Annotated in this window: 12 protein-coding genes; 7 read left to right on the top strand and 5 right to left on the bottom strand. The window is 62.3% G+C overall.

Annotated features, from left to right (window positions below):
• The first annotated feature begins 24 nt into the window (after window positions 1-24).
• Complete coding sequence (locus ACTJJ7_RS18070; RefSeq protein WP_440968373.1) at window positions 25-1,353, top strand: aspartate aminotransferase family protein; 1,329 nt, start codon at window positions 25-27, stop codon at window positions 1,351-1,353.
• Here the strand turns inward: ACTJJ7_RS18070 and ACTJJ7_RS18065 are convergent, their stop codons facing one another.
• Window positions 1,354-2,568 carry an ROK family protein gene (locus ACTJJ7_RS18065; RefSeq protein WP_440968372.1) on the bottom strand — a complete coding sequence of 405 codons (1,215 nt, stop codon included), beginning with the start codon at window positions 2,566-2,568 and terminating at the stop codon, window positions 1,354-1,356.
• 223 nt (window positions 2,569-2,791) lie between these two features.
• Here ACTJJ7_RS18065 and ACTJJ7_RS18060 point away from each other — a divergent pair, with 223 nt between their 5' ends.
• From ACTJJ7_RS18060 to ACTJJ7_RS18035, 6 genes are all read left to right on the top strand, one after another.
• Window positions 2,792-4,030 (top strand): extracellular solute-binding protein, encoded by a 1,239-nt coding sequence (locus ACTJJ7_RS18060; protein WP_440968371.1) that lies wholly within the window; start codon window positions 2,792-2,794, stop codon window positions 4,028-4,030.
• Window positions 4,031-4,107: 77 nt separating this feature from the next.
• On the top strand, window positions 4,108-4,989 hold the full coding sequence (locus ACTJJ7_RS18055) for a carbohydrate ABC transporter permease (protein ID WP_440968370.1): 882 nt from the start codon (window positions 4,108-4,110) through the stop codon (window positions 4,987-4,989).
• The gene (locus ACTJJ7_RS18050) at window positions 4,989-5,834 is read left to right on the top strand and encodes a carbohydrate ABC transporter permease (RefSeq protein WP_130271882.1); all 846 of its coding nucleotides are present in this window, start codon (window positions 4,989-4,991) and stop codon (window positions 5,832-5,834) included. Before ACTJJ7_RS18055 ends, ACTJJ7_RS18050 begins: the two co-directional genes overlap by 1 nt.
• Window positions 5,831-6,853, top strand: coding sequence for an SIS domain-containing protein (locus tag ACTJJ7_RS18045; protein WP_440968369.1), 1,023 nt, complete (start codon window positions 5,831-5,833; stop codon window positions 6,851-6,853). The genes ACTJJ7_RS18050 and ACTJJ7_RS18045 overlap by 4 nt, the downstream gene beginning before the upstream one ends.
• A 4-nt stretch (window positions 6,854-6,857) precedes the next feature.
• Entirely contained in the window at window positions 6,858-7,793 is a 936-nt protein-coding gene (locus ACTJJ7_RS18040) for a PfkB family carbohydrate kinase (RefSeq protein WP_440968368.1), read from the top strand.
• On the top strand, window positions 7,790-8,866 hold the full coding sequence (locus ACTJJ7_RS18035; RefSeq protein WP_440968367.1) for an ABC transporter ATP-binding protein: 1,077 nt from the start codon (window positions 7,790-7,792) through the stop codon (window positions 8,864-8,866). Before ACTJJ7_RS18040 ends, ACTJJ7_RS18035 begins: the two co-directional genes overlap by 4 nt.
• 3 nt (window positions 8,867-8,869) lie before the next feature.
• Here the strand turns inward: ACTJJ7_RS18035 and ACTJJ7_RS18030 are convergent, their stop codons facing one another.
• The 4 genes from ACTJJ7_RS18030 to ACTJJ7_RS18015 all read right to left on the bottom strand — a co-directional run bounded on the left by ACTJJ7_RS18030 (window position 8,870) and on the right by ACTJJ7_RS18015 (window position 12,522).
• Entirely contained in the window at window positions 8,870-9,772 is a 903-nt protein-coding gene (locus tag ACTJJ7_RS18030; protein ID WP_105733355.1) for an AraC family transcriptional regulator, read from the bottom strand.
• A gap of 136 nt (window positions 9,773-9,908) precedes the next feature.
• Window positions 9,909-10,835, bottom strand: coding sequence for an ABC transporter ATP-binding protein (locus tag ACTJJ7_RS18025; RefSeq protein WP_440968366.1), 927 nt, complete (start codon window positions 10,833-10,835; stop codon window positions 9,909-9,911).
• Window positions 10,832-11,647, bottom strand: a complete 816-nt coding sequence (locus ACTJJ7_RS18020) for an ABC transporter ATP-binding protein (protein ID WP_440968365.1) — start codon at window positions 11,645-11,647, stop codon at window positions 10,832-10,834. Before ACTJJ7_RS18020 ends, ACTJJ7_RS18025 begins: the two co-directional genes overlap by 4 nt.
• A complete protein-coding gene (locus ACTJJ7_RS18015) occupies window positions 11,644-12,522 on the bottom strand; it encodes an ABC transporter permease (RefSeq protein WP_105733849.1) in 879 nt (292 codons plus the stop codon). The genes ACTJJ7_RS18020 and ACTJJ7_RS18015 overlap by 4 nt, the downstream gene beginning before the upstream one ends.
• Window positions 12,523-12,535: the final 13 nt, after the last annotated feature.

Genomic DNA, 12,535 nt, shown 5'->3' with positions numbered 1-12,535 from the left:
GTGATAAGAAGAGGAGAAACCCGTATGCTCATGAGCAATACCCCATCACTCGAAAACTATTGGATGCCATTCACGGCGAACCGGCAGTTCAAGGCAGCGCCGCGCCTGCTCGCCTCCGCCAAGGGCATGTACTACACCGACGTCGATGGCGGACAGGTGCTCGACGGCACGGCGGGCCTCTGGTGCGTCAATGCCGGGCACGGGCGCGAAAAGATCGCCGATGCCGTGGCGCGCCAGTTGATTACCATGGATTATGCGCCGTCCTTCCAGATGGGTCATCCCCTGGCCTTCGACTTTGCTGAAAAACTAGCGGCGCACGCCCCGGGCGGCAAGAAGGCAGGCCTGACAAAAGTGTTCTTCACCGGCTCCGGCTCGGAATCCGTCGACACTGCGCTGAAGATCGCCATCGCCTATCAGCGCGCCATCGGACAGGGCACGCGCACCCGGGTCATCGGCCGCGAACGCGGCTATCACGGCGTCGGCTTCGGCGGCATTTCCGTCGGCGGCCTTGTCAACAACCGCCGCGTCTTCCCGCTCCTGCCGGGCACCGACCATATCCGCCACACGCACGATCCCGTCCGCAATTCCTTCGTCAAAGGGCTGCCTGAACACGGTGCCGATCTGGCCGACGATCTGGAACGGCTGGTCGCGCTGCATGGCGCGGAAACCATTGCCGCCGTCATCGTCGAACCGGTTGCCGGGTCGACCGGCGTTCTTCTGCCGCCGAAGGGCTATCTCGAGCGTTTGCGCGCCCTCAGCCAGAAGCATGGCATCCTGCTGATTTTCGATGAAGTCATTACCGGCTTCGGCCGCCTCGGCACCCCCTTTGCCGTCGATTACTTTGGCGTGGTGCCCGATCTCGTCACCACGGCCAAGGGCCTGACCAACGGGGCGGTGCCCATGGGCGCCGTGTTTGCCAGCGAGACTGTCTACGGCGCGCTGATGCACGGCCCCGAGAGCCAGATCGAGCTTTTCCACGGCTATACCTATTCCGGGCATCCCGTCGCCTGTGCCGCCGGTCTGGCCACGCTAGAAGTCTATGAGGAGGAAGGGCTCCTGACCCGCGCTGCCGCCATGGCCGACCATTGGCAGGATGCGATCCACAGCCTCAAGGGCCTGCCCGGCATTGTCGACATCCGCACCATCGGCCTTGTTGCCGGCATCGAACTGGCATCGCGTCCAGACGCTGTTGGTGCGCGCGGCTACGATGTCTTCACCGACTGCTTCAAAAACGGCCTGCTGGTGCGTGTCACCGGTGACATTGTTGCTCTTTCTCCGCCCTTGATCATCGAGAAAGAGCAGATCGACACCATCGTCTCCATGCTGGGCGACGCCATCAAGAAAGCAGCCTGATCAGGGCGTTTTCAGAATTGCCGAGAAGCGCGGGTTAAAGGCCCGTGCAATCGGTTCCGCTGCCGCTCCCAAGGCGACCGACCAAGGATCAGCGAGCCCTGCCTGAAGGCGGGGCTCGGGGTAACGCTGGGCCCGGTCCGCGATCGACGGCATCAGCGGTCCCATCCGCTCTATCAGCCGGTCAATCAGTGCTTGCGGAGCACCGCCGCACAGAATGGTGGTCTGCGGATCGAAGATCGATTCCAGCATCTGCACAGTCCGGCGCAAGCGGTCCGCCGCATTGTTGATCCAGCGCTCCACCGCCGGACCGCCATCGGCCACCGCATCGGTGACGAGGGCAAAGAGCCGGGGATCGGAGGGGTCGATACCCAGCACATTGCACAGGGAGGCCATGGATGTGTAGTGCTCCAGCGGCTCGACATTCGCATCGTCGCCGGGAGCCAGCGCCAGCATCATGCCGATCTCACCGGCATTGGAATAGGCGCCACCATAGATCTCGCCATTGAGGATCAGTCCGGCGCCAAGGCCATAGCCGAGATAAATGCACACGACGTGGTCAAGGCCGTGGGCAGCGCCCAGCAGCCTTTCCGCCGTTGCGGCCGCCGAGGCATCGTTCTGCAGCGCAACTTCGAGGCCGGTGCCCTCCGCGATCCGTTCGGCCAGCGGAAAGTTCTGCCAGGCCGTCATCATCCACGGATCGTCATAAAGTTCATTGATGCCGAAGGGCCCGGGCATGGCAAGGCCGAGACCGACAAGCTTGCCCGCCGCATGCGGGAACTGCGCCGTCAGCGTTTCGCAGGCCTTCCCAACGATATCGAGAATGACAAGAACCCCTTCCGCCGGACCGCCAGAGGGCAGTTTGGATTCCGTCTGCACCAGCACGTCGCCAACCAGGTTGACGATGACGGTGCGCGTGACATGCCGGTCGATCTGCAGGCCGATGGCAAAAGCGCCATCGGGCACGAGATGATAGGGCGTGGCGGGCTGGCCCCGCCCCTTGCGAACACTGGCCTGCGACTGCACAAGCCCGTCGCGGGCCAGTTCCTCGATGATGTTGGACACGGTCTGCGGGGTCAGCCCCGTGGCACGGGCAAGGTCGGCGCGCGACAAGGCGCCATTGATCCGCAGCGCATCGATCATGATGCGGCGGTTATGCGCGCTTGCGCCACCCAGATTGGTTCCGCTCTTGGCCCGGATCGATTTTCTCGCGTCCATTCCGCCCCCTCTTGACACCAGATCAATATTGATCAAGAAATAAGTCAAGACAATTGATTTAATACAAAAGACCGCAAGAGTCTTGGGGGAACGTGAGCACTGGCTGGACGTTGGCACGTCGCGGACAGGTCCTGAATGACAAAGCTCCCGCGCATAATGACCATCAACCGGCGCCGGTTCGTCACGGACAGGTTCCGGCCACAAGAGCCAAATAGGAGGTACCATGTTGAAATCCATCCAGACCGCGCTGCTTGGCGCAACACTTCTGGGAGCCGCACTTGCCTCTCCCGCCCATGCAGAAACCAAGATCAATGCGCTTTTCATGGCGCAGGCTGCCTATAGCGAAGCCGATGTCCGCGCCATGACCGAGGCCTTCACCAAGGCCAATCCGGATGTCACCGTCAATCTCGAATTCGTGCCCTATGAAGGCCTGCATGACAAGACCGTGCTGGCCCAGGGTTCGGGCGGCGGTTACGACGTGGTTCTGTTCGACGTGATCTGGCCGGCGGAATACGCCACCAACAAGGTGCTGCTTGACGTCTCGGACAAGATCACCGGCGACATGAAGACCGGCGTGCTACCGGGTGCATGGACCACGGTCGAATATCAGGGCAAGCGCTACGGCATGCCGTGGATTCTTGACACAAAATACCTGTTCTACAACAAGGAAATCCTCGAAAAGGCCGGCATCAAGACGCCGCCGAAGACCTGGGCGGAACTGGCCGAGCAGGCCAAGATCATCAAGGACAAGGGCCTCCTGGCCACGCCGATTGCCTGGAGCTGGTCGCAGGCGGAAGCCGCGATCTGCGATTACGCCACGCTGGTCAGTGCCTATGGCGGCAGCTTCATCAAGGACGGCAAGCCCGTCTTCCAGTCGGGCGGCGGCCTCGATGCGCTCAACTACATGGTCGACAGCTACAAGTCCGGCCTGACTAACCCCAACTCCAAGGAATTCCTCGAAGAGGATGTGCGCCGCGTGTTCCAGAACGGCGAAGCTGCCTTCGCGCTCAACTGGACCTACATGTACAACATGGCCAATGATCCGAAGGACAGCAAGGTTGCCGGCAAGGTCGGCGTTGTTCCCGCTCCGGGTATCGACGGCAAGAGCACTGTCTCCGCCGTCAACGGCTCGATGGGCCTTGGCATCACCTCCACCAGCAAGCACCCCGATGAGGCGTGGAAATATATTGCCTTCATGACCTCGCAACAGACGCAGAACCAGTATGCCAAGCTGAGCCTGCCGATCTGGACGTCATCCTATGCGGACCCGGCTGTCTCAAAAGGCCAGGAAGAACTGATTGCCGCCGCCAAGCAGAGCCTTGCGGTCATGTATCCGCGCCCGACGACGCCGAAATATCAGGAGCTGTCGACCGCCCTGCAGCAGGCGGTGCAGGAATCGCTGCTCGGCCAGGCCAAGCCGGAAGATGCGCTCAAGACAGCCGCCGCAAACAGCGGCCTGTGATGCAACCATGCGGGCGGCGGATGTGCACCGCCGCCCGTATCTTTCTCAATGATTGATAGTGTGGCAGGCTGCTTTTCATGACGAGCAATTGGATTACGACACGCGCGTGGCTCCTGATGCTGCCGCTCCTTATCGTCATGATTGCGATTATCGGCTGGCCGCTGGTCGATACCGTGCGCCTCTCCTTCACCGATGCCAAACTGGTCGGCACGGCGGGCAGCTTCGTGGGCCTCGACAATTATGTGAAAATGCTGTCCGGCTCGAATTTCCAGCGAACCCTTGTTACCACCACGCTCTTTGCCGTGCTTTCGGTCGCGGCGGAAATGGTGATCGGCGTTCTCGCAGCGCTGCTCCTCAACCAGCAGTTTTACGGCCGCTCCGTCTTGCGGGCGCTGATGATCCTGCCATGGGCTCTGCCAACGGTGGTCAATGCCACGCTGTGGCGGCTGATCTACAACCCGGAATATGGCGCGCTCAATGCGGCGCTCACACAGATCGGCCTTCTCGACACCTACCGCTCGTGGCTCGGTGAGCCCGGCACGGCGCTGACCGCCCTGATCGTTGCCGACTGCTGGAAGAATTTTCCGCTGGTGGCGCTGATCGCGCTGGCCGCGCTGCAGGCCGTGCCGCGTGATATCACCGCCGCATCGATGGTGGACGGCGCCGGTGCCTGGGCCCGGTTCCGCTTCGTCATCATGCCCTATCTGGCCGGTCCGCTGATGGTGGCACTGGTCCTTCGCACCATCGAAGCATTCAAGGTTTTTGACCTCATCTGGGTGATGACGCGGGGCGGCCCGGCCAACAGCACCCGCACGCTGTCCATCCTTGTCTATCAGGAAGCCTTCTCGTTCCAGCGCGCCGGGTCCGGTGCCTCGCTTGCCCTGATCGTCACGCTTCTTGTCACCATTCTTGCCGTCGCCTATGCCGCCCTGATCCGCAAAAGCGCAGGAGCCTCCTGATGGAACGCCGCAGCCTGACAGCCACCATCCTTGTCCATGCCGCAGCGCTCCTGCTGGCGGCGGTCATCCTCGCGCCGGTGGTCTGGCTGTTCATCATGAGCATTTCCTCGACCACCGACCTCATCACCAAGCCGTTGCGCTGGTGGCCCGAAACCATCGACCTCTCGCGCTATGGCGTTCTCCTGTCGAGCGTTGCCAACAGCGCCGGAGAAGCGTTCGTCGCCTCGCTTTTCAACAGTCTCAAAGTGGCGGGGATGGCAACTGCGGCGGCGCTTGTCGTCGCCATACCCTCGGCCTGGGCGGTCTCGCGCACGCCAAGCGTCGGCTGGTCGCTTTATGCGGTTATCGCCACCTACATGCTGCCGCCGGTGGCGCTCGCCGTTCCACTCTACATGGCCCTGTCAGCCCTCGGTCTCCTCAACAATGTTTTCGGGCTGGCCCTGGTATATCTGACCATCCTTGCGCCCTTCACCACTTGGCTGATGAAATCCGGCTTCGATTCCATTCCGCGCGAAATCGAAAGTGCCGCGACGGTTGACGGCGCGCGGCTTGACCAGATTCTGCGCCTGATCACCCTGCCATTGGCCGCGCCCGTCATGGCGACCGCGGCGCTCTTTGCCTTCCTGCTCGCCTGGGATGAATTCTTCTACGCGCTGCTGTTCACCTCCGACCAGCGGGCCAAGACCCTTACCGTCGCCATTGCCGATCTGGCTGGCGGCCGGGTTTCCGATTACGGACTGATCGCCACAGCGGGTGTGCTGGCCGCCCTGCCGCCGCTGATCATCGGTCTGTTCATGCAGCGTGCCCTGATTTCGGGCCTGACCAATGGCGGCGTCAAGGGATGAGCATGACATCTGACCCGGACCGGCCCACCGGCCTGATGGCGATTGAACGGGAAATGGCACGGCAGAATGCCGATGCAATCGCGTCCTTCGAAGCGGCAAAGCCGCTTGCCGCGACTATCGCCCAGTCGCTGCGCCAGACCGGACGTCTCCTGCTGCTCGGCATGGGCGGCTCCCACGCGGTCAGCCGGGCCGTCGAGCCGCTCTATCGCAGCCTGGGCATCGATGCGGTGGCGCTGCCCCTGTCGGAACAGCTCGGGCAGCCGGTGCCGACAAGCGGCAAGACAGTGTTTGTAACCTCCCAGTCCGGTGAAAGCGCCGAAGTGCTGCGCTGGTTTGCCGAGACAGGCGTGGCGCCCGATACGTTCGGTCTGACGCTCGAAGGCGGATCGACGCTGGCCCGCACCGTTCCCTCGCTTGTGGGCGCGGGCGGCACGGAAAACGCCTTTGCCGCCACCCGCAGCCTGACTGTCAGTTTTGGCCTGCATCTCGCCATCCTCGCGGCGCTGGGCGATGATCCCTCGGCGGCGCTCGCGCGCCTTGAAGGCGGCAGCACAGCGCAGATCGATGCGGCCGTCAAAGCCCTCTCCCATGTTTCCTCGGTTGTAACCTCCGGCCGCCGGTTGCAGGGTGTCGCCGAAGCCATTGCATTGGGACTGACCGAACTGTCGCGCATCCCCTGCTTCTCCCTGGAAGGCGGGCAACTGCGCCACGGGCCGATGGAAATGCTTGGGCCAAGGGTCGGTGTCCTGCTGTTCCGCGGCAAGGATGCCACCGCCGGACTGGTTGCCGGAATGGCCATGTCTGCGTGCGAAGCAGGATCGCCTGTCGTGGTGTTCGACGCCTCGGGCGAAAAGCCGATTGATGGCGTCACCACCGTCAGCACAGGTGAAGCCGCCGGCATCGCCGCGATTTTCGCCCTGCTGCCTGCCGCGCAGCGTTTCATGATCGCCTTTGCCGGTGAACGGGTTGCCGACGTCGGAACGCCTGTCCGCTCGACCAAGATTACGCGGAGCGAATAGGATCATGCGCCCGCTGGCCGTCATTGGAAATGTCAACGTGGACCTGATCCTCGGCCCTGCCGATCCATGGCCGACGCCCGGCACGGAGATCATGGTCGACTACGACGAACTGCGCGTCGGCGGTTCGGCCGGCAATTCGGCTTTGACCTGGGAAGGACTCGGCATCGACTTCCAGATTGCCGCCAATGTCGGCAGCGACCAGTTCGGCCAATGGTTGCGCGAGGAATTCGGCGTGCGCGGTCAGCGCTGGCCTGTCGCCCCGATGGGAACAACCCTGTCCGTCGGTATTACCCATCCCAATGGCGAACGCACATTCTTCACGACGCGCGGCCATCTCGGCGCGCTTTCCTGGCCGGATGTCCTGTCGATGCTGGACACGCACCGGTTGCGTGGCGGCTATGTCCTCCTGTGCGGCTCGTTCCTGACCGATGCGCTGGTTGCGGATTACGACGCGCTGTTCGACTGGGCCGATGCCAACGATATCCGCGTCGCGCTCGACACCGGCTGGCCAGCCGGCGGCTGGAGCGAAGCCAACCGTGCGGCAGCACGTCAATGGCTGTCGCGCTGTCACTGCGCCCTGTTCAACGAGGTGGAAACGACGCGGCTTGCCAACAGGATCGAGCCCGCAGACGCGGCGCACGCGCTGAAGGCGCTGATGCCGGAAAACGCCATCATCGTGGTCAAAAGCGGAGCGGATGGCGCCCTGGCCGTCGGTCCGGACAATCAGCTGGTGACAGCCGATGCGCCGGTGGTATCCGTTGCCGACACGATTGGCGCGGGCGACGTTTTCAATGCAGCTTTCCTCGCCGCCCTCGCCCGGGACATGCCCTTGCAACACTGCATCGCCGCCGGTGTCCATGTGGCATCCAAAGCCATCTCGACCGTACCCCGCCGCTATGACAGCCATGACCTCGACACCACGCCGGAGAATGCGCAATGAGCGCCCTTGAACTCATCGACATCAGGAAACGCTATGGCGTCATTGAAACCCTGAGAGGTATCGACCTGTCGCTCGCCAGCGGCGAGTTCCTGGTGCTGCTCGGCTCCTCCGGCTGCGGCAAGTCCACGCTTCTCAACATCATCGCGGGGCTGGCGGAAGCAACGGAAGGCGATGTGCGCATTGGCGACCGCTCCGTGACCGGCGTGCATCCGAAGGACCGGGACATCGCCATGGTCTTCCAGTCCTACGCGCTCTATCCGAACATGTCGGTGGCGCGCAACATCGGCTTCGGGCTGGAAATGCGCAAGGTTCCGGCGGCAGAACGCGCGGATGCCGTGCACAAGACCGCGAAAATCCTGCAGATCGAGAATCTGCTCGAACGCAAGCCCTCCGAGCTTTCCGGCGGCCAGCGCCAGCGCGTGGCCATCGGCCGGGCTCTGGTGCGCAATCCGCAAATCTTCCTGTTCGACGAGCCGCTGTCCAACCTCGATGCCAAACTGCGCATGGAAATGCGCACCGAACTGAAGCGCCTGCACCTGATGCTGGGGACGACGATTGTCTATGTCACCCACGACCAGATCGAAGCGATGACGCTGGCAACCCGCATCGCCGTGATGCGCGACGGCCAGATCGAACAATTGGCAACGCCCGATGAGATCTACAACCGCCCAGCCACCCGTTATGTCGCCAGCTTCGTCGGCTCGCCGCCGATGAACATGCTGGAAGCCACGGTGGCCGAAGGTATTGCCCATATTGACGGATCGCTGAGCGGCTTTGCCCTTCCCGCCGATATCCGGGAAAAGGCCGGTCAGGTACGCGATGTCATCATCGGTATCCGCCCTGAAAGCCTCAGCCTTGCTCCGGCGGGTGATGCAGCGCTTGGCATCGATGCCATGGTCGAGGTGGTGGAACTGACCGGCCCCGAACTGGTGGTCACGTCGACCATCGGCAGCCAGCGCCTGACCGCCAGCCTGCCGCCGAAATCGACGGTGACAGCCGGGATGGCCCAACGCTTTGCCATCGATGCCGGTGCCTTGCACATATTCGACAAGGCAACCGGCAAGCGGCTTTAATCTTCAGCCTTCCAGCAGATAGTCCGGCATGTCCTTCAGCCGGGCGATATCGCGCAGCGGCGGCTGGCCAAACAGGCGCGCATATTCGCGGCTGAACTGCGACGGGCTGTCATAGCCCACCGCATGGCCGGCCGTTGCCGCATCCAGCGACTGGCTGAGGATCAGCCGCCGGGCTTCCTGCAGCCGCAGCTGCTTCTGGTATTGCAGCGGGCTCATCGACGTCACCGCCTTGAAGTGCTGATGGAAGGAGGACGGGCTCATATTGGCTTCGGAGGCCACATGCTCAATGCGCAGCGTCTTGCGGAAATTGCGCTTGATCAGTCCGATGGCCTTGTTCACCTGATGCAGGCGGCTTTCCGACTGGGCGATCTGGCGCAGGCGGCCGGACTGTTCGCCGGTCAGGAGCCGGTAGAGCAGTTCACGCTCGGTCAGCGGCGCCAGCATGGAAATGTCCTTCGGCGTATCGAGAAGGCGGACAAGCCGCACGACATTGTCGAGCAGGTCCGGCCCCATCGGATTGAGCGACATGCCGCGGTCGGGCAACTGGTTGCTGAAACTTTCCTTCGGCGCTTCCAGCAGCAATGCGCTGAGCATGGTGGGATCAAGGTCAAGGCGCAGCGACAGATAGGGTTCGTCTTCCGACGCTTCGATGACATGCCCGACAATGGGCAGGTCAACCGAAACGGTCAGATAGGTTGCCTTGTCATAATAATAGACCTCGTCACCCAGCATGGTGCGCTTGCGGCCCTGGGCGATCACACAGACCGCCGGTTCATGCACCACATGGTTCGGCTCCGTCGGTGCCGTGGCACGGGCAAGGTTCAGGCGCGGAATATCCGTTGAAAACAACCCATCGGCACCCGTGTGCTTTTCGATCAATTGTGCAAGCTCGGTAATTTTGTCCACGGCAGCTCTCCTCGGGTAATGCCCACCCTATCTAGGTGTCATCCCGCGCGCGAACCAGTGCCGAACCGCCAGCTTTGATCCGCTTTGGAGGATTGTGCAATCATCCGGCAGTTTTGGTCAATCGCGACCGCGCGTCTTACGCCGCCCTGCCGCTCGCGATCTGGCGGATGAAATGGCCGGGCTCGACAGCGACGATGCGGTCCTGCGGCACCGCCGATAACCGCCGGACTTCGTCGACATCGGCCGCCTTCAATTGCGCCTTCGGATCGTCGAACCGCATCTCCGGATCGGGCACCGCCGAGAGAAGAAGCCGGGTATAGGGATGCTGCGGGTTGTCGATCACCTTATTGACATCGCCCCATTCGACGATCTGTCCGGCATACATGACGACAATATCCTCGGCGACGTAGCGGGCGGTGGCGATATCATGGGTGATGTAAAGCAGCGCAAGTTTCATGTCCCGCTTCATCTCGTTGAGCAGATTGAGAACACCGAGACGCACCGACACATCGAGCATCGAGGTCGGCTCGTCTGCCACGATCACTTCAGCACCGACCGCCAGCGTGCGGGCGATGTTGACGCGCTGGCGCTGTCCGCCCGAAAGCTCATGCGGGTGTTTGCGCGCGACGATTTTCGGGTCGAGCTTGACCCGGCTCAGCAATTCCTCAACGGTCGCATCGATCTGTTTTCCCCGGAGGTCGCGCCGGTGCAGCTGCAGCGGGCGGCGCAGGTGATAGTCGATGGTATGGGCCGGGTTGAGTGAGGAAAACGGATCCTGGAAGATCATCTGCACCGAACGGCGATAGGCGGCGAGCGCCTTGGCATTACCGGTCGAGACAGGTTTGCCCTTGAACAGCAGCTGGCCTTCGCTTGGCATATATTCCCGCATCACCAGCCGGGCACAGGTGGTCTTGCCGCTGCCGGATTCACCGACAAGCGCAAGGGTTCGTCCGGCATGCAGCTCGAAGGAAACCGACTGCGCCGCATTCACCTTGTAGGGCGCCGTGCCGAAGGACTTCGATACGCGGTCGAGCGCAAGGATAGCGGTTTGCGGATCGCTCATATCGATACCTTTTCCATGACAGGCTCTCCATGCAGCGAGGGGAAGGAAGCCCAGAGCTTTCTGGTGTAGTCGTGCTGCGGCGCGCCAAAAATGTTTTCCGCGGTGTTCTGCTCAACCAGTTTGCCCGCCAGCATGATGCCGATGCGGTCGCAGAACTGCACCATCAGGCCGAGATCATGGGTGATGAACAGCACGGAAAAGCCGAAGGTGCGGCGCAGCTCGTTGATGCGCTGCAGGATTTCGCGCTGCACCACCACATCGAGCGCCGTGGTCGGCTCGTCCATCACGACGATCTTCGGATTGAGCGCAAGGCAGATGGCAATGACGATACGCTGGCGCATACCGCCGGAAAACTGGTGCGGATAATCCTTCATCCGGTCGGGCGGAATATCGACAAGGCGCAGCATCTCCGCCGTCCGCTCGCGCGCCTGCGCCCGGTTCATCTTCTGGTGCGTGCGCAGCACGTCATAAAACTGTTCCTGAACGCGCAGCACGGGATTGAGCGAATTCATGGCGCTCTGGAACACCATGGCGACTTCGCGCCAGCGGAAATCCCGCAGCTGCGCCGGGTTGAGATCGAGCACATCCCTGCCCTCCAGCAATATCCGGCCCGAGCGGATCAATGCCGGCGGCTTGTGCAGACGGCTGATGGCAAAGGCGATGGTGCTCTTGCCGCAACCGGACTCTCCGGCAAGACCGAAGACTTCGCCGCGGGCGACGTCGAAGCTGACATCGTCCACTGCGCGAAAATCCGTGCTGTCGCCGATGTAATCGATGGTGAGGTTCTTCACCTGAAGCAGCGGCGCGGTCACAGGCGGCCCTCCCCGGAGCGGATCAGCGCCGACCAGCGGCTCATGCTGTTTCCCGTGCGAAGGCGCGGATTGGCGATCTCGTCGACGGCAAAGTTCAGCAGCGACAGGCCGATCCCCAGCAACGCGAGAGCAAAACACGGGGTCAGGATATCCCACCAAGCGCCGACGGACAGGGCCGACGCTTTTTGCGCGTTGTACAGCATCATGCCCCAGGACACGGTCTTGGGATCGCCAAGACCAAGGAATTCCAGCGTTGCCTCCGTAATGATCGCAAAAATCACGCTGCCGATGAAATTGATGCCGACAATGGAAATGAGGTTCGGAAAGATTTCAAAGGTCATGATGCGCCAGCGCGGCTCGCCCATCATTTCGGCCGATTTGACGAAATCCTTCTGCTTGACCGACAGGGTTTCGGCGCGGGTGACGCGCGCGCCCCAGGCCCAGGATGTGCAGCCGAGAATGACGGCGATGACCAGCGGGCTGGCCTGTCCGATAAAAGAAGCAAGCACCAGCAGCAGCGGCAGGTTGGGCACCACAAGCACCATATTGGTGAAGAAGCTGATGGCCTCATCCGTCTTGCCGCCGCGGTATCCGGCAATGATTCCAAGTGCTGTGCCAAGCACCGTGATCAGGAGCCCGGCGCCGAAGCCGACGGCAAGCGATGTCCGCGCACCGTAGATCAGCCGGGCAAACACGTCCTGACCGATACGCGTGGTGCCGAGCCAATGCTCGGCCGATGGCGGCTGGTGCGGCCGGCCCACGCGGGCAGCGGGATCATATTCCGTCAGCAGCGGTGCAGCGAGCGCAATCAGGACAATGATCAGGAGGATGATCATGCCAACCAGAGCTTTGCGGTTGCGGACAAGTCCGGCGATGAGAGGTTGCATG

The sequence above is a fragment of the Phyllobacterium sp. 22229 genome (genome assembly GCF_052056495.1).
Taxonomy (GTDB): Bacteria; Pseudomonadota; Alphaproteobacteria; order Rhizobiales; family Rhizobiaceae; genus Phyllobacterium; species Phyllobacterium myrsinacearum.
Note: the sequence above shows the minus strand (reverse complement) of the source record. Positions and strands in the feature narration are given on the sequence as shown.

Coding starts and splice junctions, on each gene's coding strand:
- ACTJJ7_RS18070 (WP_440968373.1), top strand. CDS start 25: ATGCTCATGAGCAATACCCCATCACTCGAAAACTATTGGATGCCATTC.
- ACTJJ7_RS18065 (WP_440968372.1), bottom strand. CDS start 2,568: ATGGACGCGAGAAAATCGATCCGGGCCAAGAGCGGAACCAATCTGGGT.
- ACTJJ7_RS18060 (WP_440968371.1), top strand. CDS start 2,792: ATGTTGAAATCCATCCAGACCGCGCTGCTTGGCGCAACACTTCTGGGA.
- ACTJJ7_RS18055 (WP_440968370.1), top strand. CDS start 4,108: ATGACGAGCAATTGGATTACGACACGCGCGTGGCTCCTGATGCTGCCG.
- ACTJJ7_RS18050 (WP_130271882.1), top strand. CDS start 4,989: ATGGAACGCCGCAGCCTGACAGCCACCATCCTTGTCCATGCCGCAGCG.
- ACTJJ7_RS18045 (WP_440968369.1), top strand. CDS start 5,831: ATGAGCATGACATCTGACCCGGACCGGCCCACCGGCCTGATGGCGATT.
- ACTJJ7_RS18040 (WP_440968368.1), top strand. CDS start 6,858: ATGCGCCCGCTGGCCGTCATTGGAAATGTCAACGTGGACCTGATCCTC.
- ACTJJ7_RS18035 (WP_440968367.1), top strand. CDS start 7,790: ATGAGCGCCCTTGAACTCATCGACATCAGGAAACGCTATGGCGTCATT.
- ACTJJ7_RS18025 (WP_440968366.1), bottom strand. CDS start 10,835: ATGAGCGATCCGCAAACCGCTATCCTTGCGCTCGACCGCGTATCGAAG.